This is a genomic window from Yoonia tamlensis, assembly GCF_900115105.1.
Classification (GTDB): domain Bacteria; phylum Pseudomonadota; class Alphaproteobacteria; order Rhodobacterales; family Rhodobacteraceae; genus Yoonia; species Yoonia tamlensis.
This window is the reverse complement of record NZ_FOYP01000001.1, coordinates 1,127,280-1,148,012: the sequence shown is the minus strand read 5'-3', so window position 1 is coordinate 1,148,012 and position 20,733 is coordinate 1,127,280. Positions and strand designations below refer to the sequence as shown.

At 56.6% G+C, this 20,733-nt stretch carries 17 protein-coding genes; 8 read left to right on the top strand and 9 right to left on the bottom strand.

Going from position 1 to position 20,733, the window contains the following annotated elements:
• Window positions 1-30: 30 nt before the first annotated feature.
• From BM320_RS05950 to recA, 3 genes are all read right to left on the bottom strand, one after another.
• A complete protein-coding gene (locus tag BM320_RS05950) occupies window positions 31-318 on the bottom strand; it encodes a DUF1330 domain-containing protein (protein ID WP_090197629.1) in 288 nt (95 codons plus the stop codon).
• Window positions 315-2,972 carry an alanine--tRNA ligase gene (gene alaS, locus BM320_RS05945; RefSeq protein WP_090197626.1) on the bottom strand — a complete coding sequence of 886 codons (2,658 nt, stop codon included), beginning with the start codon at window positions 2,970-2,972 and terminating at the stop codon, window positions 315-317. The genes BM320_RS05950 and alaS overlap by 4 nt, the downstream gene beginning before the upstream one ends.
• A 158-nt stretch (window positions 2,973-3,130) precedes the next feature.
• Window positions 3,131-4,207 (bottom strand): recombinase RecA, encoded by a 1,077-nt coding sequence (gene recA, locus BM320_RS05940; RefSeq protein WP_090197623.1) that lies wholly within the window; start codon window positions 4,205-4,207, stop codon window positions 3,131-3,133.
• A gap of 192 nt (window positions 4,208-4,399) precedes the next feature.
• Here recA and BM320_RS05935 point away from each other — a divergent pair, with 192 nt between their 5' ends.
• Window positions 4,400-4,996, top strand: a complete 597-nt coding sequence (locus BM320_RS05935) for a gamma-glutamyl kinase (protein WP_090197621.1) — start codon at window positions 4,400-4,402, stop codon at window positions 4,994-4,996.
• Here the strand turns inward: BM320_RS05935 and BM320_RS05930 are convergent, their stop codons facing one another.
• Both BM320_RS05930 and BM320_RS05925 read right to left on the bottom strand, forming a co-directional pair.
• A complete protein-coding gene (locus BM320_RS05930) occupies window positions 4,997-5,728 on the bottom strand; it encodes an RlmE family RNA methyltransferase (protein WP_090197616.1) in 732 nt (243 codons plus the stop codon). It abuts the gene before it with no gap.
• Between the two features lie 15 nt (window positions 5,729-5,743).
• Entirely contained in the window at window positions 5,744-6,856 is a 1,113-nt protein-coding gene (locus BM320_RS05925) for a Ppx/GppA phosphatase family protein (protein ID WP_090197612.1), read from the bottom strand.
• A gap of 288 nt (window positions 6,857-7,144) precedes the next feature.
• Here BM320_RS05925 and BM320_RS05915 point away from each other — a divergent pair, with 288 nt between their 5' ends.
• The 6 genes from BM320_RS05915 (at window position 7,145) to BM320_RS05890 (ending at window position 13,123) form a co-directional block, all read left to right on the top strand.
• On the top strand, window positions 7,145-7,441 hold the full coding sequence (locus BM320_RS05915; RefSeq protein ID WP_090197607.1) for a virulence factor: 297 nt from the start codon (window positions 7,145-7,147) through the stop codon (window positions 7,439-7,441).
• Between the two features lie 29 nt (window positions 7,442-7,470).
• Complete coding sequence (locus BM320_RS05910) at window positions 7,471-8,403, top strand: methylenetetrahydrofolate reductase (RefSeq protein ID WP_090197605.1); 933 nt, start codon at window positions 7,471-7,473, stop codon at window positions 8,401-8,403.
• Window positions 8,400-9,467, top strand: a complete 1,068-nt coding sequence (locus BM320_RS05905) for a dihydropteroate synthase (RefSeq protein ID WP_090197602.1) — start codon at window positions 8,400-8,402, stop codon at window positions 9,465-9,467. The genes BM320_RS05910 and BM320_RS05905 overlap by 4 nt, the downstream gene beginning before the upstream one ends.
• A 317-nt stretch (window positions 9,468-9,784) precedes the next feature.
• Window positions 9,785-10,828, top strand: a complete 1,044-nt coding sequence (locus tag BM320_RS05900) for a LacI family DNA-binding transcriptional regulator (RefSeq protein ID WP_090197600.1) — start codon at window positions 9,785-9,787, stop codon at window positions 10,826-10,828.
• Window positions 10,818-12,140: a GH1 family beta-glucosidase gene (locus BM320_RS05895; RefSeq protein WP_090197597.1), complete on the top strand. Its 1,323-nt coding sequence runs from the start codon at window positions 10,818-10,820 to the stop codon at window positions 12,138-12,140. The genes BM320_RS05900 and BM320_RS05895 overlap by 11 nt, the downstream gene beginning before the upstream one ends.
• 8 nt (window positions 12,141-12,148) lie before the next feature.
• Entirely contained in the window at window positions 12,149-13,123 is a 975-nt protein-coding gene (locus tag BM320_RS05890) for a glucokinase (RefSeq protein ID WP_090197595.1), read from the top strand.
• On the opposite strand, the gene BM320_RS05885 is transcribed toward BM320_RS05890, so the two are convergent.
• From BM320_RS05885 to guaB, 4 genes are all read right to left on the bottom strand, one after another.
• The gene (locus tag BM320_RS05885) at window positions 13,120-15,411 is read right to left on the bottom strand and encodes a hybrid sensor histidine kinase/response regulator (RefSeq protein ID WP_242650962.1); all 2,292 of its coding nucleotides are present in this window, start codon (window positions 15,409-15,411) and stop codon (window positions 13,120-13,122) included. The two genes, BM320_RS05890 and BM320_RS05885, sit on opposite strands and share 4 nt — an antisense overlap.
• A gap of 95 nt (window positions 15,412-15,506) precedes the next feature.
• Complete coding sequence (locus tag BM320_RS05880) at window positions 15,507-16,667, bottom strand: RsmB/NOP family class I SAM-dependent RNA methyltransferase (RefSeq protein WP_090197589.1); 1,161 nt, start codon at window positions 16,665-16,667, stop codon at window positions 15,507-15,509.
• On the bottom strand, window positions 16,664-17,446 hold the full coding sequence (locus BM320_RS05875; protein WP_090197586.1) for an MBL fold metallo-hydrolase: 783 nt from the start codon (window positions 17,444-17,446) through the stop codon (window positions 16,664-16,666). Before BM320_RS05875 ends, BM320_RS05880 begins: the two co-directional genes overlap by 4 nt.
• Complete coding sequence (gene guaB / locus BM320_RS05870) at window positions 17,446-18,894, bottom strand: IMP dehydrogenase (RefSeq protein WP_090197582.1); 1,449 nt, start codon at window positions 18,892-18,894, stop codon at window positions 17,446-17,448. The genes BM320_RS05875 and guaB overlap by 1 nt, the downstream gene beginning before the upstream one ends.
• Window positions 18,895-19,332: 438 nt before the next feature.
• Here guaB and BM320_RS05865 point away from each other — a divergent pair, with 438 nt between their 5' ends.
• Window positions 19,333-20,658 (top strand): competence protein CoiA family protein, encoded by a 1,326-nt coding sequence (locus tag BM320_RS05865; RefSeq protein ID WP_090197579.1) that lies wholly within the window; start codon window positions 19,333-19,335, stop codon window positions 20,656-20,658.
• The last annotated feature ends 75 nt before the right edge of the window (window positions 20,659-20,733 follow it).

Sequence of the window (20,733 nt, the reverse complement as noted above, 5' to 3'; positions counted from 1 at the left end):
GAAAAGGCGCGGTCATTGCCGCGCCTTTTGTTATTCCGAGATTTCAACAACCAGCAATTCACGCTCTGACGCGCCGCGCGCGTGGTCAAGCGCGGCTTGATAGGCAGCGGAATTGTAACATTCAACAGCGGCTTCAACCGACGGGAACCGCGCGACCACGTTGCGCGGGCGCTCTTTGCCTTCAAGCTGCACATAGCGGCCACCGCGTGCGATAAATGTGCCGCCATGATCGGCAATCGCGGGCCCCGCGAGTTCGGCGTATTTCTTATAGGCCACGTCATCCGTCACAGTGACATGGGCAATCCAGAGTGCGCTCATTTCGATCCCTCCAAAACAGACTTCGCGGCGGCAATCGCGGCTTCGGCGTTGTCAGCGGACGCGCCACCGCCTTGGGCCATGTCTGGGCGGCCACCGCCGCCTTTGCCGCCCAATTCAGGGGTCACTGCGCGCAAGATATCCACGGCCGACACACGGTCGGTCAAGTCTTTGGACACGCCAACCGCTACAGCCGCCTTATCGCCGGTATCCGCAATCAACAAGACAACGCCGCTGCCCATTGCCGCTTTCATCTCATCGATCAGGGCGGGCAGGTCTTTGCCGGTCACACCTTGCAGCACTTGCGCCTGGAACGGCACGCCGTTGATCGCCTCTGCCGGTACGGATTGCGCAGCGCCGCCGCCCATTGCAACCTCGCGGCGCAATTGCGCCACCTCATTGGCCAGCGCCTTGCGCTCATCCAGCAAGGCTTTCACACGGTCGGCGACCTCGGCCACCGGTGCCTTGAGAACGGCCGCAGTCGCCGCAAGCCCCGCATCCTGCGCGCGCAGATAGTCCAGCGCCGCCTGCCCTGTCAGCGCCTCGATCCGGCGCACGCCGGCACTTGACGCGCTATCACCAAGCGCGACAAAGGCGCCGATTTCACCCAAGCGCTTCACATGGGTGCCGCCACAAAGTTCAAGCGAATAGGTATTGCCTGACGTGCCCTTGCCGGACCCGTCCTTGCGGCCCATCGACACCACGCGGACTTCGTCACCGTATTTTTCGCCAAACAGTGCCTGCGCGCCCAGTGCACGGGCATCATCGGGCGACATAATCCGGGTTTCGACGGTCGTGTTCTGGCGGATCACGGCGTTCACCTCGCGCTCTACGCGGGCCAATTCATCCGATGTGAGCGCCTTGGTGTGGCTGAAATCGAAACGCAAACGGTCGGGCGCATTCAGCGACCCGCGCTGCGCAATATGATCGCCCAAGGTTGCGCGCAGCGCCTCGTTCAAAAGATGCGTTGCCGAATGGTTCGCCTGAATCGTGTCACGGCGGGTCGGATCAACCGTAAGTCCCGCGCCTTGGCCCTTGCTGATCGTGCCAGAGGTGACGCGCGCAAAATGAATGTAGACGCCTTCGACCTTTTTGGTATCCGTGATTTCCGCACTGCCGGTTTCGGTTTTCAAATGCCCCGCGTCTCCGACCTGACCACCCGATTCCGCATAGAAAGGTGATTGGTTCAGCACGATTTGAACCGCCCCGTCGGCGCTATCGACAAGCCCGCCATCCGCGACAAGCGCAAGGATCTGCCCTTCGGCTGTGGTTGAATCGTAGCCCAGAAAATCAGTCGTGCCGTGTTTGTCGGCCACATCGAACCAGATCGTGCTATCGGCGGCCTCGCCTGTGCCGGACCACGCGGCGCGCGCCTTGGCCTTTTGTGCGGCCATAGCAGTGTCAAACCCGTCTGTGTCGACGCTCACGCCACGTTCGCGCAGCGCGTCTTGCGTCAGATCAAGCGGGAAACCATAGGTATCGTATAGTTTGAACGCGGCCTCACCGGGCAAAGCGGCGCCATCGGCCAGATCGGCTACCTCGTCGTCAAGCAGTTTCAATCCGCGGTCCAAAGTTTGCTTGAAACGGACTTCTTCGTTCAGCAATGTTTCTTCGATCAAACGCTGGCCTTGACCCAATTCGGGATAAGCGGCCCCCATTTGCTGTACAAGCGCAGGCACCAGCTGGTGCATGACGGGGTCTTTTGCTCCCAAAAGATGCGCGTGACGCATCGCGCGGCGCATAATCCGGCGCAGCACATAACCGCGGCCTTCGTTTGATGGCAGGACACCTTCGGCAATCAGAAACGACGTAGACCGCAAATGGTCGGCAATCACGCGGTGGTGCGTGATGATGCTGTCATCCGTGCCTGTCGATGTCGCGTTGGCAGAAGCATCAACAAGCGCCTTCATCAAGTCGGTTTCAAAGACGTTATTCGTGCCTTGCAGCAACGATGAAATCCGCTCAAGCCCCATACCCGTATCAATGGATTGCTTGGGCAGCGGTTTCATGGAGCCGTCTTCGAACTGCTCGTTTTGCATGAAAACAAGGTTCCAGATTTCGATAAACCGGTCACCGTCTTCCTCGGGCGAACCCGGAGGGCCACCCCAGATGTGATCGCCATGGTCATAGAAAATTTCGGTGCATGGTCCGCAAGGGCCGGTTGGCCCCATCCGCCAGAAATTGTCATCTGTCGGGATGCGGATGATCCGGTCGTCAGGCAGACCTGCAACCCTTTTCCAAAGATTGGCCGCCTCATCATCAGTATGGTAAACCGTCACCAACAGCTTTTCGGCGGGAATATCGAGTTCCTTGGTCACCATTTCCCATGCATAGGGGATGGCCTGTTCTTTGAAATAATCGCCAAAACTAAAATTGCCGAGCATTTCAAAAAATGTCAGATGCCGCGCGGTCATTCCGACGTTATCAAGGTCATTGTGCTTGCCGCCTGCGCGCACGCATTTCTGGCTTGTGGTGGCGCGCGTATAATCGCGGTTATCAACGCCCGTAAAACAGTTCTTGAACTGCACCATGCCCGAATTGGTAAACATCAGGGTCGGATCATTGCGCGGCACAAGCGGGCTCGAGGCGACAACCTCGTGACCCTGTTTGCTAAAATAGTTCAGGTAGGTGGATCGGATTTCAGCAAGGCTTGTCATGGCAGGCTTTCATAAATGCGGCGTAATCCAAGCAGAAATAGCCCCGCACCCGCCCACTGTCCACAGGGCGCGCAATATCTTATGGCGGTTGCGGGCCGGAAACGGAAAAAGGCGCCGCCAAAGCGCCGCCTTTTGCATGTGTCACGCGATCAGCGGTCCTAGATTTCGACCAGATCATCATCATCGGCACCGCCGACAAATCCGGTTGCATCAAGTCCGTGCGCTGCGCGAATCTTGTCTTCGATTTCTTCGGCGATGGCGGGGTTTTCGCGCAGGAAGGATTTCGAATTCTCGCGCCCCTGCCCCATGCGTTCATCACCATAGCTGAACCAAGCGCCGGATTTTTCAACAACCCCCGCTTTGACGCCCAGATCCAGCAGTTCACCCATTTTGGAAATGCCTTCACCGTACATGATATCAAATTCGACCTGCTTGAACGGCGGGGCCACCTTGTTTTTGACAACCTTCACGCGGGTGGCGTTGCCGACAACTTCTTCGCGGTCCTTGATCGCGCCGATCCGGCGGATATCCAGCCGCACCGATGCGTAGAATTTCAGCGCGTTCCCACCTGTCGTGGTCTCCGGAGAGCCGAACATCACGCCGATCTTCATGCGGATCTGGTTAATAAAGATCACCATGCAGCCGGAACGGTTAATGGATCCGGTCAATTTGCGCATCGCCTGCGACATCAGACGCGCATGCACGCCAACGCTGCTATCGCCCATATCACCTTCGAGTTCGGATTTCGGGGTCAATGCGGCAACAGAATCGACCACAACCAGTGACACCGCACCCGATCGCACCAATGTGTCAACGATTTCAAGCGCCTGTTCACCGGTATCCGGTTGCGAAATCAACAGTTCATCAAGGTTCACGCCAAGCTTTTTTGCATATTGCGGGTCAAGCGCGTGTTCGGCGTCAACAAAGGCGCAAACCCCGCCTTTTTTCTGTTCTTCGGCAATCACATGTAGCGTCAGCGTGGTTTTCCCTGACGATTCAGGACCGTAGATTTCGACAATGCGGCCTTTGGGCAGCCCGCCAATACCAAGCGCAATATCAAGCCCGAGCGAACCCGTTGAAGTCGCTTCGATGTCGGCCATTTGATTTTGACCGCCAAGCTTCATAATCGAGCCCTTGCCGAACTGGCGTTCGATCTGTGCCAGCGCGCTTTCGAGCGCTTTTTCTTTATCCGCGGTTTTCTTGTCTGCCATTTTGAGAAGCTCTGCCGTTGCCATGTTTCCAACCCTTATTTCATGCGCCCGTCAGGGCGGCAATCACTGCTTTGTTCTTTTTATGTTCTCTCTTACATGAGATCAAAATAGGAACATTGCAACTAAAATTTTCCTATCAACAGCTTTGACGAGAGTGGTTAAAAATGTGTTGATGACCTATAGTTCCTTGCAAAAGAAATGAAAGTCACATTTTAAATGCTTGTTTTCGCAAAAGAAAATCTGGTTATTCTCGCGGTGCCAAAAACCGGCACTACAGCGATATCAGCGGCACTTGCGCCACGCGCCGCGATGGTTTTGCGCGGGCCATCGTCGATGAAACACGCCCACATGCGGCGCTATCACCGATTCTTGCGGCCATTTGTAGAAAATTCGATCGGCCACGCGCCCGAAATCATGGCAATCGTGCGCGAGCCGGTTGACTGGCTGGGAAGCTGGTATCGCTACCGGTCACGCGCGGCATTGCATGGCCATGAAAACAGCACCGCCAACATCAGTTTTGACGCATTCGTGCTGGAATATTGCAAAGGCAAGCCCGCCCCTTTTGCAACTGTCGGTTCGCAAAGCAAATTTGTGCGCCGCAATGACGGTGAAATCGGCGTGGACCATCTGTTTCGCTATGAGGCACAAGACGAGATTGCCGCCTTCCTTGAAAAACGGCTAAACACGCGTCTGGATCTTGCGCAAAAAAATGTCTCTCCGCGGATGGCATTGACGCTTTCGGCAGATGTTGCCGCGCGTCTGCGCGAAAAGCACAAGGATGAATTCGACATCTGGCAGCGCGCACAAAGCTGATCAGTCTTGCGTGGTTTGGCGGCCCTTAAACCCTGTTGCGACAACAAATTTTTCGGAACTATCGGACCGTGACGCAGGCGGTTTGACATGCGCGACCTTGGTGAAATTCATCCGCAGCAGTTTGTTCAATTCCGCCTCTGCGCCGCCGGCCAGCACTTTGGCGACAAATGTGCCGCCTTCGGTCAGCACGTCAAACGCGAAATGGGCGGCCGCCTCGCAAAGTGTGATAATGCGCAGGTGATCGGTTTGCTTGTGCCCCGATGCAGAGGCCGCCATATCCGACATCACCACATCTGCAGTGCCACCAAGCCAGCCCATCACCTTTTGATCCGCATCGTCTTCGAGAAAATCAAGCTGGTGGATTTCTGCACCTGCAATCGGCTCGACCTCTTGCAGGTCGACACCCAGCACATAGCCTTGGGCCTTGCTCTTGCGTTCGCCCAGCGTATTGGCGCGTTTGACCGCAACCTGCAGCCAGCCACCCGGCGCGCAGCCAAGATCGACAATCCGCGCACCTGGCACAAGAAAGCGGAACTTATCGTCTAGTTCCAATATCTTATAAGCCGCGCGCCCGCGATAGCCTTCGGCCTGCGCACGTTTGACATAGGGGTCGTTCAACTGCCGCTGGAGCCACAGCGTCGAACTGATCCTGCGCCCTTTGGCGGTTTTTACCTTAACGGTCAGGTCGCGTTGTCCGCGTCCGGATGTGTTTTTTGTTGTTTTCTTGGCCATACTATTGCCTATCGCCTAAAATGGCGCGTCTTCCAAGACCCCATCTGCCGACATTTGTGCATAAAGCAGCCCCTCGCGCAGGCCACGGTCGGCGACCGACAGCCGGTCTGTCGGCCAAAGCCGCATCAACGCTTGCAAAATTGCGGATCCCGACATGATCAGCGCCTGCCGGTCCTTGCCGATGCGCGGGTCGGCACGTCGCCCGATCGGGCCAAGCGACAGGTAATCGCGGATCACCGTATCAATCTGGTCGGTTGTCATGCGCAGACCGTCAACCTTGGTGCGGTCATAACGTTTAAGCCCAAGGTGGCTTGCAGCGACGGTTGTGACCGTACCACTGGTGCCAATGATCTGGAAACCTTCGCGCGCTTGCGCCGCGGCATAGGGGGAAAATTCTTCGAGGTTTTCTTCAAAAAACCAGCTCATCAGTGCAAAGCGCGCGGCGTCATCTTCGACATCTGCAAACTGGTCGCGCAATGTGGCAACGCCCAAAGGCACGGATATCCAATCCACGACTTTGGCGGCCGCAAATGGGCCCGGATCAGATTTAAAACCGGCGTGTAACCGCATGATTGCGCGCGGTCTTTCGCGTTTAGGCACATTTGTCAGATCAATCCAGACAAGCTCGGTTGATCCGCCGCCGATATCCACAACAAGCAGCTGTTCGGTGTTCACGCTGACAAGCGGTGCGCAGGAAATAACCGCAAGCCTAGCTTCCTCTTCCGGCTTGATGATTTCAAGCGTCAGCCCCGTTTCACGTTTGACCTGCGCAATGAAATTGCTGCCGTTCTGGGCGCGCCGGCAGGCCTCTGTCGCGACAAGCCGCATATGTTTGACGCCATGCCGTTTCAGTTTCTCGCGGCAAATGCGCATCGCCGATATAGTGCGATTCATCGAGCCGCGCGAAAGCCGGCCTGTGCTTTCCAGCCCGTGCCCGAGCTGGACAGATTTGGAAAAACTGTCCACCACATGAAACTGACTGCCCTTGGGTTGGGCAATCAACATGCGACAGCTATTTGTACCTAAATCCAACGCCGCATAGAGGGACGCCGGATCAGGCGGATTTGGCGCGGGGGTTTCGACCGCTTTAGGGAACGCGCCCGCACCTGTGGGACGCTTGGGCGCCATCTTTACGCCCTCCATTTCGAGTTACCCCCAAGCTAGGCCGCGCCGCGCGCTGGCGCAAGGGGCGAAGTCGCTTGTCGTCAGTTTCATGCAGGTTTCATCCGCGCGGCCACCCAACCTGAATTGCGCACATCTGGATCATGAAAATTATGGCCGCCCGCAGCACTGGCCCGTGCATCTGCAACGCGTTAGCAAACCACAGTCGCGGAATGGCGCTGTGATGTCGAAAACCGACGCTGCGCGCCGAATCCGAGTGCTAAAACCGACCTAACACAAAGGGGGAATCACCCGATGCCCGAAGTAACCATCGTCTATTGGCGCGATATGCCAGCCCAAGTCATCGTCGGCCGCGGCCGCAAAGGCGCAAAGGCGCCACTGCCCGAACGGTTCGAACAGGCGATCGACCGCGCCGCAATGAAATCCGGCGCCGCAGAATCAGACGATTATCTTGCCGGATTTCGCAAGGCGCCCCCCTACACCGTTGCAGGCACCGACCAAGAAGCCGCACAGGCCGAAGCTGCCCGCATTGATACCGAATTCGACCAGACCCGTCTAAAAGCCCTGATCGCAAACGACGGCTGGGCCTGATCACCCTTTTGCGCATATCGGAGACCATCATGTCGCTGCTGCCTTTCATGAAACGCAAAGACCCGCTGCCCGAAACGAACCCGGAGCTTGCCGCGTTCTTGCAAGATTATTCGATCGAGGTCATGCCGCGCACTGCCGAAAAGGTCGAAGACTTCAAAGAGTTGCTGCCCGCCGGCACACGCGTCTACGTCGCCCATATCGACGGCACCCCGATCGCGGACATGGTCGCGACAGCCAAACGGCTTAGCCGTGACGGCTTTGCCGTCATGCCACATTTTCCGGCGCGCATTATCGCCGATCAGGCAATGCTGGCCGATTGGATCGCGCGCTATAGTGGCGAAGCGGGCGTTGATCAGGCGCTCTTGCTGGCAGGCGGCATTGCCACCCCCCATGGCGATTTTCATAGCGCGATGCAGCTTTTGGAAACCGGTTTGTTCCGTGACTTCAAACGTTTGCATGTCGCGGGCCACCCCGAGGGCAATCGCGACATCGACAAAGACGGCTCTGACAAAAACGTCATGGAAGCACTGCGCTGGAAACAGCGTTTCTCTGAAACCTCTGACGCCAAAATGGCGCTGGCCACGCAATTTGCCTTTGAGGCCGCGCCGATTATCGCTTGGGCGGATGCGTTACGCGACGCAGGGATCACAATTCCGGTTCATATCGGGATCGCGGGACCTGCCAAGTTGCAAACCCTGATCAAATTTGCCATTGCATGCGGCGTGGGGCCGTCGCTAAAGGTTCTCCAAAAACGGGCGATGGACGTGACAAAGCTGCTTTTGCCTTATGAGCCGACCGATGTGCTGACCGAACTTGCCGCCCATAAAGCAGCGCAGCCGGACTTTAACATCACCAATGTGCATTTCTTTCCGCTTGGCGGGATCAAGGCAAATGCGCAGTGGGCAATCCAGAACGGGGGCGAAGCCGCGGCCCCTGCCTATTTGACCAAGGAATACCAATGACCCGCACGATTGTTGAATCAAAAACAAAAACAGCCATCATCGGGTTCGACCAACCCTTTTGCGTGATCGGCGAACGGATTAACCCGACGGGGCGCAAGATTCTGGCCGCCGAACTGGAAAGGGGCGATTTCAGCCGTGTGGAAGCCGATGCAATTGCCCAAGCTGCGGCTGGCGCCAACATTCTGGACGTCAATTCAGGCGCTGTGTTTTCCAACAAAATGGCCGAAGACCCGCGCTATGCCGACAATAACTTTGTCGAACCGCCACTGATGAAAGAACTGATCGAAAGGGTGCAAAAGGTTGTTGATATTCCGCTTTGTATCGACAGCTCTGTGCCTGGTGCGCTAGAAAACGGTCTTGCCGCTGCCGAAGGGCGGCCACTTTTGAATTCTGTCACCGGCGAAGAAGAACGGCTCGAGCTGGTGCTGCCATTGGTGAAAAAATATAATGTTCCCGTTGTGGCTATTTCCAACGATGACACCGGCATTTCCGAAGATCCCGATGTACGTTTCGCAGTGGCAAAAAAGATCGTGGAACGTGCCGCCGATTTTGGCATCCCTGCGCATGACATCGTGGTTGATCCGCTGGTCATGCCAATTGGCGCGATGGCCACGGCAGGATTGCAGGTGTTTACGCTGGTGCGGCGTCTGCGAGACGAACTGGGTGTAAACACAACCTGCGGCGCGTCCAATATCAGCTTTGGCCTGCCAAACCGGCACGGCATCAATAACGCATTCCTGCCGATGGCAATCGCTTCTGGCATGACCTCTGCGATTATGAACCCGATCAGCCTGCCCGTCGGACCGCAAAAGATCGCGGAAAAGAAGGCCGAATTGGCTGCGGCAGGAATAATTCTGCCCGAAGATATCGATGACGAGGTTTTTGTCACCCTGCTGGGTATGGGATCGACGCAGGCAAAAGCCGGATCCGAGATGGCGGCTATTCGCGCGGCCAACTTCCTGACAAACAACGACCCTTCGGGCGGCGATTGGATCAAGTTCAACCGCGCACCCGTCAAAGAAGGTCAAGGGCGCGCGCGTACAGGACGCCGCCGTCGCGGGTAGGCAAATTCTAGAATAGAATTTGGGTCAAAGTCTCATGTGAGACTTTGACGCTGCACATCGCTGTGAACACTATTTTCCGTACCCGGGCGTTTTGCGCGGCACCAATTTGATCACGCAGTGCATCTATTGCCCAAAGCGCTTTGGCCTTCATTGCAATCGGTCGATCCGGAATTGATAGGATCAATGCCCATGGCATAAAAATGTCTTGGAATTTGACACAATGCCCGTTACTGAAACGATTACGTCGACATTCCCGCCCCAATTTTCGGGCTTAACACTGCCAAGCAGGCCCCGCAGCGCCGCGATTTCGAAGCCACATGAATCTCAAACAACTCTCTGCTACGCTTGGCCTGAGCCAAACCACCGTCAGCCGCGCGCTGAACGGCTATCCGGAGGTGAGCAAAGCAACCCGTCACCGTGTCGAGGCGGCTGCCAGAAAATACAATTACCACCCCAGTTCACGCGCCAGAGGCCTGGCGACCGGTCGCGCGCTGGCCATTGGCCATGTGATCCCCATGTCCGACCAACATGATATGGTGAATCCGGTTTTCGGGGATTTCATTGCAGGTGCAGGCGAAACATATGCGCAAAACGGCTATGAAATGATCCTGTCGATTGTTGATAAAACAAACGAGCACGAGACCTATCGCCGGCTCAAACAGCGCCGCGCCGTCGATGGTGTCATCGTTCACGGCCCGCGTTTTGACGATGCGCGTCCCGCGCTTTTGACCGACATCGGCCTGCCCTTTGCGGTGCATGGCCGTGTTTCCCGATATGATCGTCCCTATACCTATTTAGACGTGAACAACCATGACGCGTTTGCGCAGGCGACCGGCTATCTGGTTGCGCTTGGGCATCGGCGCATTGCGCTTTTGAACGGGCTTGAGGTGATGGATTTTGCACAGCGTCGGCGAAAGGGTTACGAGGCCGCGCTGCACGCGCACGGGATCGGGATTGATCCCGCTTTGATGCATACAGCCGAAATGACCGAAACGAATGGCTATAATTGCGCGCGCCATCTGCTGGGGGCGAAAATGCCCCCTACCGCGTTTTTATGCGCCTCACTGATCACCGCACTTGGCGTTCGCCGCGCGATTGAAGAACGTGGGCTGGTGATGGGCAAAGACGTTTCGGTCGTCACCCATGACGATATGCTGCCCTATCTGCAAAACGGCGGGGATACCCCAATTTTCACAGCGGTGCGTTCTTGTGTGCGCAGCGCGGGGCGGCAACTGGCGCAAAGCCTTTTGCACGCTATCAAGCACCCCAACTCCGCACCACAACAAACCATACTGGACTGCGCATTTGTGGTCGGACACTCAACGGGGCCGGCCCCGCGAAAGGATGAACATGGACTTTAAACGTTCTGATTTCCCACAAGATTTTTTGTTTGGCGCAGCAACTGCCGCCTATCAGATTGAGGGTCACAAGTTCGGCGGTGCCGGACCCACCCATTGGGATACTTTTGCCGCAACTCCGGGCAATGTGATCCGCGCCGAAGATGGCGCGCTGGCCTGTGACCATTACCACCGCTTCCCCGAAGATCTCGATCTGCTCAAGGATGCGGGCATGGATGCCTACCGGTTTTCCACCTCTTGGGCGCGGGTGATGCCCGACGGGCGCACCGTGAACCCCGAAGGGCTTGATTTTTATGACCGTCTGACCGATGCGATTTTGGAACGCGGTTTGAAACCATACCAGACGCTTTACCACTGGGAACTTCCATCAGCATTGGCTGACAAGGGCGGCTGGACCAACCGCGACACGACCAAATATTTTGGCGATTACACCGATGCTATTACTGATAAAATCGGTGACCGCATGGCCGCGATTGCGACGATCAATGAACCTTGGTGCGTGTCGTTCCTGTCGCATTTCATCGGCGCCCACGCACCGGGTTTGCGCGACATCCGCGCCACTGCGCGCGCCATGCACCACATCATGCTCGCCCATGGCGAAGCCATGACGCGGCTACGTGCCAAGGGTATGAAAAACTGCGGCATTGTGCTGAATTTCGAACATAGCCCGCCCGCAAATGACGCCCCCGAAACAATTGCCGCGGCCAGATTGCAAGACGCGATCTATAACCGCTGGTTTATCGAAGCCGCGACCAAAGGCACCTACCCCCAAGAGGTGCTGGACGGGTTCGGCGACCATATGCCCGCTGGCTGGCAGGATGACATGGCGCAGATCAGTCAGAAAATGGACTGGCTAGGCGTGAATTATTACACCCGCCACGAAATCCTGCCCGATCCGACAATCCCCTGGCCAAGCCTGAAAGCCGCCGAAACCACATTGGACGTGACCCAAATGGGCTGGGAAATTTACCCTGAAGGGCTCAAGAATATCCTGATCCGTATGGCCCGCGACTATGTCGGGGATATGCCGATCTATGTTACCGAAAATGGCATGGCGTGGGATGATCACGTGGAAAACGGCGCGGTTTATGACCCTGTGCGGATGCAATATGTGTCGGATCACATTATGGCGGCCAAACATGCCATTGACGCTGGCGCCAATGTGAAAGGCTTCTTTTACTGGTCGCTTCTGGATAATTATGAATGGGCGTTCGGCTATGAAAAACGCTTTGGCATGGTGCATGTCGACTTTGATAGCCTCAAGCGGACGCCAAAAGCATCTTACCACGCGCTCAAAGCCGCAATTGCACGTTAGGAAAACCAATGACCACGACACCATTTCTTTCGCTGGTTGCCGATATCGGTGGGACCAATACCCGCGTTGCGCTGGCAAACGGAACCGAGATTCTGACCGATTCCATCAAACGCTATAGCAACGAAAAATATCCCGGCCTTGAAACGGTACTGCGCCAATACATTGCGGACCAAGATGGCGCGACCCCGATGGCGGCTTGCGTGGCGGTGGCGGGCCCCGTGCGCGACGGGCAGGCAACGATGACCAATCTTGATTGGACCATTGACCGCGAAACACTTATCCGTGCAACCGGCGCGCAAACGGTCGCGATTTTGAATGATTTGCAGGCGCAGGGCCATGCGCTCGGCCATCTGGACCCGCGCCATGTGCAAACCGTACTAGAAGGTCCACAAGCACCTGATAATGCAGCCAAATTGGTGGTTGGCATTGGTACCGGCTTTAACGCGGCACCGGTCTATGATCTGGAACATGGTCGGGTTGTGCCGCCATCGGAAAGCGGTCACGCGAACCTGCCGATCCGCAACGAGATGGAGCTGCGCCTGTGTCAGTTTGTTTCAAACGCGCATGGGTTTCCTGCGGTCGAAGATGTTCTTTCGGGGCGAGGGCTGGAACGCGTCTTTGCATTCCTTGGCGTCGAGGCGGGTGACCCGCGCGAGCTTTCGGCCAAGGATATCATGGCACATTGCGACAATGGCACCGATCCGCGTGCGCGCGCGGCAGTGCAATTGTTCATCCGGGTTCTCGGGACGGTTTGCGGCAATCTTTCGTTGATCCAACTGCCCTTTGGCGGGGTCTATCTGGTGGGCGGTGTTGCGCGGGCGATCTCGGGGCATCTGGGCGCGCTTGGCTTTGGGGATGCATTCCGTGACAAGGGCCGCTTTGCCGGATTCATGGGGAATTTTGGCGTTTATGTCGTGCATGACGATTACGCCGCCCTGACCGGATCCGCCGCGCATCTGGCAAGTTTGGCGCAACCCGATTAGACCGCCGCGGCCGTGACCAACTGGGTTTGGACCGTTTCGGTCAGCGCAATTAGTGAAAACGGTTTGGGCAAGAATACGGAATTCGGTATCGGTGGCTGACCGTCGCTGAACGCGTCTTCGGAGTAGCCCGACACAAAAACAACGCGCGTATTTTTGCGCGTTTCCAATGCCTTGCGCACCCATGTCGGGCCGTCCATGCCCGGCATGATGACGTCGGTCACAAATAGATCAACGCGCAGCTCTGTGTCCGAAAGTAAATCAAGCGCGGCCTCGGCGCAGTCCGCCTCGAGCACGGAATACCCCCGCAGCCGCAATGCGCGCGAGGCAAAGGCGCGCACCGGCGCCTCGTCTTCGACCAAAAGAATCACACCATCTGCCGGATCCGTCGAAAGTGGCGCCGCATGCGGCCGATGCATGACGGGCGGCACGCTCAGCGGGTCACAGCGCGGGAACAGCAGTGAAAACTCTGTGCCGTTATCGACCGCGCTGTCGGCGAAAATATAGCCGCCCGTCTGTTTGACGATCCCGTATGCCGTCGAAAGCCCCAGACCCGTACCTTCGCCGGTCCGTTTGGTCGTGTAAAAGGGTTCAAATATCTTAGGAAGCTTTTCAGGCGGAATGCCATGGCCGTGATCAATCACTTTCACGACCACATAGTCCCCGGGCGGCACGATGGCACGGTCTTTGACCATCGGCTCTGTCAGGGTCAGATTTTCGGTTTCGACCTGAATTTCACCGGCCCCGTGCATCGCGTCGCGCGCATTAACCACGAGATTCATAAGCACCTGTTCTAGCTGGCGTTTATCCGCCTTGATCCGCGCCAGAGCAGGGTCATGATGCAATGAGAGCGTCACCTTTTCGCCGACAAGCCGGTTCAGCAAATGCGTCAGATCCGAAAGCGTGTCGCGCAGGTCTATGACCTCGGGTTGCAGGTTTTGTTTGCGTGAAAACGCCAGCAGTTGCCCGACAAGGCTAGCGGCGCGGTTGGCATTTTGATGGATCTGGATCAGATCACCATAATTTTGGTCGCCTTCGTCATGGCGCAACAGCAGCAGATCGCAATGGCCCGATATCGCGGTGAGCAGATTGTTGAAATCGTGCGCAACCCCGCCGGCAAGCTGGCCAATCGCCTGCATTTTCTGGCCCTGCACAAATTGCGCTTCCAGCGATTTTATCTCGGTGACATCATTGAGCACGGCAATCAGCTGCGGATCAGGTGCTGTGGCGGCCATATTCAACGTAACCTGCACAAATGTATCGTGAATTTTGCCGCGCCCACGCAAGAATTGCGACACCTGCGACCCGCGCCCTTCTGCCGCCTCGCGCAGCCAATCAGCAATCGGCCGCCCCGGCCCGTCAAGCAATTCACCAATATGCTGCGGCACCTCGCCTTCGATGCCCAGCAATAGCCGCGCCTCACGGTTGGCGGCAAGCACATCACCGCTTGGTGCAATTTTCAGCAGTGGCACGGGAAGATCTTCAATCGCGTCCCAACCGACGCCGATCGAGGGCGTTGACGGATTTTCTTGCGGTGCAGGCATGACAACAATGTCGCGCCGTCCCGCATGCCCCGCAATTTCGGACACCATCACCCTGGTTCGCCCCGTCAATGTAGACATTTCCGTGGGCGTGGCCTGCACAATTGGCTTGTGATCGAACAGTTCGCCCAGACTATTTGCCGCGGCCCCGTAAAGATCGCGAAACGCCTTGTTTTGGTAGGAAATAACGCCATCCGATCCGGCACTTAGCAACGGAACAGCAAGCCCTTCACCCTTGAGCGCGTCGATTCCACCCAGTTCATCAAGACGCCAAAGCAAAAGATCAGATGCAAATCGGGTCAGTCGCAGCCGGAAATGCGCACGGCGGGTCATGATATATTCTTTGCACGAATATTCGGACCGCGCGGTCGCGCGCATGCGCGCCAACAACGCCGACGGATCCGCAATGAGGTTTTCAAAAACCGTCTCGATATCGCGTCCGGTGCAGTCGCCAAACCGCCCGATCGCCATCGGGTTGCAGTATTGCACAATATTTTCTGCATTCGTGATGAACGCATGATCCGGATCATACGTGATTTGCCGGATAACGCGGGCCTTTTGCCCCACGGGCAGCAAGGCAATACACCCAAAACCGCCCCCCAGAACAACCAGCGCAAAACGCAGCGCGAGTTGTTCCGCAACGATTGATCCAAGCAGGAAAAGCAGGGAAACCGTAAAAATCAGCGCCCGTTTCCAATGCGGGGCAGTCCCAAAAATACGTAAAATTTCAGAGACTTGCCCGTTGAACACTCTCAACCTCATACCTGCGTAAGTCGGGTTTACCGTAAAAGGGTTAACCGCTTCCTAACGTGGCATGATGCGAGAAATATTGCAATTATAGGTTGCTAAAACTTTTCTAGCACGCACAGAAAAAACCCGTCGCCATCCGCACCAGGCAAAAGCTGATGTCGCGCCCGGATTTTCCACGCAGGGTCCTGCGCACAAAATGCGTCGACAATCGCGTCGTTTTCATCTGCAAGAACCGAACAGGTCGCATAGACCAAAGCCCCACCCGTACCGACCAGATTTGCGCCCGCAGCTATGACCTGCGCCTGCATTTCCCGCAGCGCGTCCAACCGCGCCTGTGTCAGTCGCCATTTTGCATCGGGCGTGCGCCGCCAAGTGCCGCTGCCCGAACAGGGCGCGTCGCAAAACACCAGATCAAAGGGGTCGTTTTGCGCCAGTCCGGCGGTTTCGATCTGGGTCACTTGCACCCCTGCCCGCGCCGCACGCACTCCAAGGTCGGTCATCCGCTGCGGGTTGATATCATGTGCATAAACCTGCGCGTCGAACTGGTCTGCAATAGCAAGCGCCTTGCCACCGCCACCGGCACAATAGTCTAGCACCCGTGCGCCTGCGCGCAGTTGCAATTGGTTAACGGCGAATTGCGACGACGCATCTTGCAGTTCAACCCTGCCATCCAGATATGCAGCCGCGTTCTTGATCCGGCGCGGATTGGCAATAACCCGTAAACATCCTTTTATTTCAGGATGTTGAGCGGCTTCTATCTGGTCTTCTTTCAGCGCACCAATGGCCGCATTCACTGTGGTGCGCCGCTGGTTAACGCGCAAAAATACATCCGCGCGCCGCTGTTGCACCAATGCGGTTTCAACGGCCGCAGCACCAAGGCTTTGTTCCCACAACGGCCAGAGCCAGTCTGGCAGATCGCAGGCTTGGGCGGGGCTTTGGGCCTGCGGGTTTGCAAGGGCTGCGCGCTCTTCGACCGAGATCACCGCGGGTGCATGGCCATCGCCACTGAACAGCTGGTCAAGATCACCGCCGTCGCGCTGTGCCAGCTGGATCATCAATGCGCGCCCGTCACCATCGCCCAACGACCGGCGCGCGCGCAGTGCATCAAACACAAGGTCACGCAGGGCCGCACGGTCTTTGGATCCGGCAAATCGGCTGCCACGGGCCCAAGTTGTCAGCGCCTGTTCTGCAGGCATCCCGTCACGGATCGTATCCAGAATTATAGCCGCAGCAGCGACCCTTGCCCCAGGTGTCATTGTGCTATTCTTTCAAAACCGTTGTTCCAGCGGCGCAACCTTGCAAATTTGTCGGGGCCAAGCATATGGCAGCCGGACCAGACCAGCCCGTCATCGACGATCGTGCTTAACGCCATCTTGCGGCTTTGGGTCGCCTTAACTGCATCTTCATCATAAATTGGGCAAAGCATCGGGTCCGCAAGCTGCAACGCTTCGGAATGCACAATATCACCGACGAGCGCCAGATCACCGATCCGCAAACCGATATGCCCGGGTGTGTGTCCAGGCAATGACCATATGCGCAGCCCGTCCCCCAGATCATCACCGCCGCGCACCGTGGTCACGTCGGGCACAAGATCCAGCAAACGCGCAGCGATCGCGTCTTGGCCAGCCCAAAAAGCGGCCTCGCGCCGGTGCAGCACGATTTCAGCATTGGGAAATACCAGCGTCCCATCACGCAGCGCGCCGCCGCAATGATCGCTGTGCAAATGGCTAAAGATGATCCGCGAAACATCTTCGGGCGCGATATCAAGCTGCGTTAAAAGATTGTGCATCTGCCCGCCGTTTGCGCCAAATGCGGCCCCGCATCCGGTATCAAACAGCGTAACCCTGCCATCCGCAAACCGCAGCACATAACAGTTGAATGCGGTCTGCAAATCGCCAAGTCCCGCTGCAAGCAGCAGCTTGTCGCGCCGCGCATCCGTCACGCCGGGAAACACGTCTGTGGGAAATACCGCGCCGCCATCGGTCAAACAGAAAACGTCGATCTGACCGACCTTATGATGCGCGATATGTTCCATTAACCGATCCGGTAGTTCGGGCTTTCGCGGGTGATCTGCACATCATGCACATGGCTTTCCTTCAGCCCTGCGCCGGTGATCTTTACAAAGGTGCAATTCTTGCGCATCTCGGCAATCGTTGCGTTGCCGGTATAGCCCATCGCCGCGCGCAAACCGCCGACCATCTGATGCACCACCGCGCTTGCGGAACCTTTATAGGGCACCTGACCTTCGATCCCTTCGGGGACCAGTTTATCGCTGGCCGCATCTTTTTGGAAATAGCGGTCCGCAGAGCCGCGCGCCATCGCGCCAAGGCTGCCCATGCCACGGTATGATTTGAACGAACGGCCCTGATACAAGATCACCTCGCCCGGGCTTTCGTCTGTGCCTGCGATCATCGATCCGACCATGGCGCAAGACGCACCTGCCGCGATGGCCTTGGCGAAATCGCCGGAAAATTTGATCCCGCCATCCGCGATGACAGGGATATCGCCGGCCGCTGCCGCGCAATCCATGATCGCGGTCAATTGTGGCACGCCAACACCGGCCACCATCCGCGTGGTACAAATGGACCCTGGTCCGATCCCGACCTTGACCGCATCGGCACCCGCTTCAATCAGCGCTTTGGCAGCCGCGCCGGTCGCGATATTGCCCGCGACAATCTGCACGCCGTTCGCATAGGCTTTGGCGCGTTCAACCGCCTGCGCAACCCCTTCGGAATGCCCGTGCGCTGTGTCGATCACAACAAGATCAACACCCGCTTCGATCAGGGCCATCGTGCGTTCAAACCCTGCATCACCAACCCCAGAGGCCGCACCAACGCGCAACCGCCCCAATTTGTCTTTGCAGGCAACGGGGTTCAATACGGCCTGTTCACTGTCCTTGAGCGTCAAAAGTCCGGTCAGTTTTCCGGTCTTGTCGGTGATCAGCAGCTTTTCGATCCGGCGGGCTTGCATCAGGGAACGGGCCTCGTCCAGATCGGCCGGTTCTTGCAGGATCGCAAGGTCTTTGGTGGTCATCATCACGCTAACGGGCGTGTTGTCATCCTGTGCAAAACGCATGTCGCGGTTGGTCACGATGCCGACAATCTTGCCACCCTCGCCGACAACCGGAAAACCGGTGATGCGGTAGCGTTCCATCAGAACCTTTGCATCCGCAAGCGTCTGTTCGGGGCGCAATGTTACCGGATTATAGACTGTGCCCGACACAAACCGTTTGACGCGACGGACCTCTTTGGCCTGATCGTCGACGTTCAGGTTTTTATGGATCACACCCATGCCGCCCGCTTGCGCCATCGCAATGGCCATCTTACTTTCGGTGACTGTGTCCATCGCACTGGACAGCACCGGAATATTCAAAGCAATGGATTTGGTGACAAATGTCTTGGTGTCAGCCGTGGACGGCAACACATTCGAAGCCCCCGGAACCAGCAACACATCATCAAAGGTAAGCGCCTCGCGAATTTCCATCAACCGTCTCCTTGGGTGGCATCGTTGGCACTGCGCTATTGCACGAAAACGGGTCCAGCAAAAGCCCCAAAAGCGGCAAAAGCAACGCTGATCGGAAAAGGCACTGCGAGGCGCCAGTTTTTTGCGGCCCAACGATACCAAAGTGGTGCGTCCGCAGGTTTTACCCATCTGGCGTGGTGAGCATATGCTATCGCGCGCATGCCCAGAAAGACAAAATGGCATTTGAACAAGACAAAGCCGACCACTCCCCAATCCGAAGCCCGTCAGTTCATTCGACAAGGTCAGGCCCACAGGGCAATGGGCACTTCGTCGTGGCTGTTTGCGCATCGTGGACTAGACTTTGCGCTCAATGTGTAAAAACTTAGAACGCGCATATTTTACAGATATCCAGGAGGCGAAATTTTGTCCGGGACCCACGAATACTGCTTAGGATGGGGTATGCGCGCGTCTGATCGTCGATTGGTACATGTTAACGATGTGCCCAAGGGTCTTGAATGCAGATGTGTCTGTCCAGAATGCGAAGCGCCCTTGATCGCACGACAGGGCGAACGCCGTACTTGGCATTTTGCGCATAAGCCAGATGAGGATTGCGGCACTGCGGGCGAAACCGCGCTACACATCGCTGCCAAGCAAACTCTTGCGGACCTCAATGGGCGGATATTCATCCCGGCGGAAACCATTCGCAAGGAAGGCTGGCCAATCCCAAACGGGCACTCCAGCAAAGCTATGGCAAAACTTGATGATCTGATGAATTATGTGATCCCCAAACGTCGTGCTTCAAAATCCAAAGTACGGATTGAACCACGAGATTGGACGGATCAAGGGTTTCAGCCGGATGCGGTTATGGAAAGAGACGACCAGGCCTTGCTGATCGAAATTCGCGTTACACATGGGGTCGACACAGAAAAGCGTAGACGCATGTGGAAAGTAGGACTTGGTACAATTGAAATCGACCTCTCGAAGACGGACCGCAACACCTCACCTGATGACCTGAAGAAGCTTTTAGTCTCGGAGGCCCCGCGCGAATGGCTGATCACTGGTCGGCCGGAAACATGGGTTAAACAAGAAGCCCAGTTTAAAAAAAGACTTGAGAGTGAAGCCTCAAGGTTGAACAGGATGGTTCCGCGCGATCTGACGACGCGTTTTTACGTCAATGCCTGCCCTCGGAGAAATGAACCAGATTTTGCGTCGGTGGATGTCTATCCGTGCCTCGACTGCGATTTTTCGGGAGGACATCTTGGCAATCTCCAGGAAACGCCAATTTGGAACATGCTTAGTGAAAAGATAAGACGCGCGGATGAAAGCGCTATGCTCTGTGCACACAAGGGCGACCCTAATGACCTGCCAACTGAAAGACAGAAAGACTTTGTCCGGCTTCTTGCGGGAAGTGATTTGGGACGCAAAGGGGGTCTACTGGCGTGCCTTCCTAATCGTTGGGAAAAAGATAAGGCATTCACGATTGCTTTCATTTCCGCGCATCCAAACTGCACCAAGTGCCATAAAAAGATGGTACTGCGAAGGAATAGCAAAGAGCAACTTTTTTGGGGGTGCAGCGGACACCCAAGTTGCACCGAAACATCCAGATATTGCCCTCACCCCCCTCTGAACAAGATTATTGCATCGCACGAGCAAGAAAGAAGCAAACAATCAGAAGAGATTGAACAACACGCTGAAGAACGGGCAGCGTTGGCCAGACCTGAATCGGGCCCGAATTCGCTGTCGAATTTGGCTACCCCATTCCCTCGCCATCCTCCGAAAGGTTAGTAATAGTACATACCCCCCTGCGGCGCACGGACGGCCGCTTGGTTCAATTGCCCGCCCTGCCCGTTCGGAGCCCGA

Excerpts from the sequence above, each read along its gene's own strand:
- BM320_RS05895 (WP_090197597.1), top strand. The coding sequence starts at position 10,818 with ATGGACTTTAAACGTTCTGATTTCCCACAAGATTTTTTGTTTGGCGCA.
- BM320_RS05900 (WP_090197600.1), top strand. The coding sequence starts at position 9,785 with ATGAATCTCAAACAACTCTCTGCTACGCTTGGCCTGAGCCAAACCACC.
- alaS (WP_090197626.1), bottom strand. The coding sequence starts at position 2,972 with ATGACAAGCCTTGCTGAAATCCGATCCACCTACCTGAACTATTTTAGC.
- BM320_RS05930 (WP_090197616.1), bottom strand. The coding sequence starts at position 5,728 with ATGGCCAAGAAAACAACAAAAAACACATCCGGACGCGGACAACGCGAC.
- BM320_RS05935 (WP_090197621.1), top strand. The coding sequence starts at position 4,400 with ATGCTTGTTTTCGCAAAAGAAAATCTGGTTATTCTCGCGGTGCCAAAA.
- BM320_RS05865 (WP_090197579.1), top strand. The coding sequence starts at position 19,333 with ATGCGCGCGTCTGATCGTCGATTGGTACATGTTAACGATGTGCCCAAG.
- BM320_RS05915 (WP_090197607.1), top strand. The coding sequence starts at position 7,145 with ATGCCCGAAGTAACCATCGTCTATTGGCGCGATATGCCAGCCCAAGTC.
- BM320_RS05925 (WP_090197612.1), bottom strand. The coding sequence starts at position 6,856 with ATGGCGCCCAAGCGTCCCACAGGTGCGGGCGCGTTCCCTAAAGCGGTC.
- guaB (WP_090197582.1), bottom strand. The coding sequence starts at position 18,894 with ATGGAAATTCGCGAGGCGCTTACCTTTGATGATGTGTTGCTGGTTCCG.
- BM320_RS05950 (WP_090197629.1), bottom strand. The coding sequence starts at position 318 with ATGAGCGCACTCTGGATTGCCCATGTCACTGTGACGGATGACGTGGCC.
- BM320_RS05890 (WP_090197595.1), top strand. The coding sequence starts at position 12,149 with ATGACCACGACACCATTTCTTTCGCTGGTTGCCGATATCGGTGGGACC.
- recA (WP_090197623.1), bottom strand. The coding sequence starts at position 4,207 with ATGGCAACGGCAGAGCTTCTCAAAATGGCAGACAAGAAAACCGCGGAT.
- BM320_RS05905 (WP_090197602.1), top strand. The coding sequence starts at position 8,400 with ATGACCCGCACGATTGTTGAATCAAAAACAAAAACAGCCATCATCGGG.
- BM320_RS05875 (WP_090197586.1), bottom strand. The coding sequence starts at position 17,446 with ATGGAACATATCGCGCATCATAAGGTCGGTCAGATCGACGTTTTCTGT.
- BM320_RS05880 (WP_090197589.1), bottom strand. The coding sequence starts at position 16,667 with ATGACACCTGGGGCAAGGGTCGCTGCTGCGGCTATAATTCTGGATACG.
- BM320_RS05910 (WP_090197605.1), top strand. The coding sequence starts at position 7,471 with ATGTCGCTGCTGCCTTTCATGAAACGCAAAGACCCGCTGCCCGAAACG.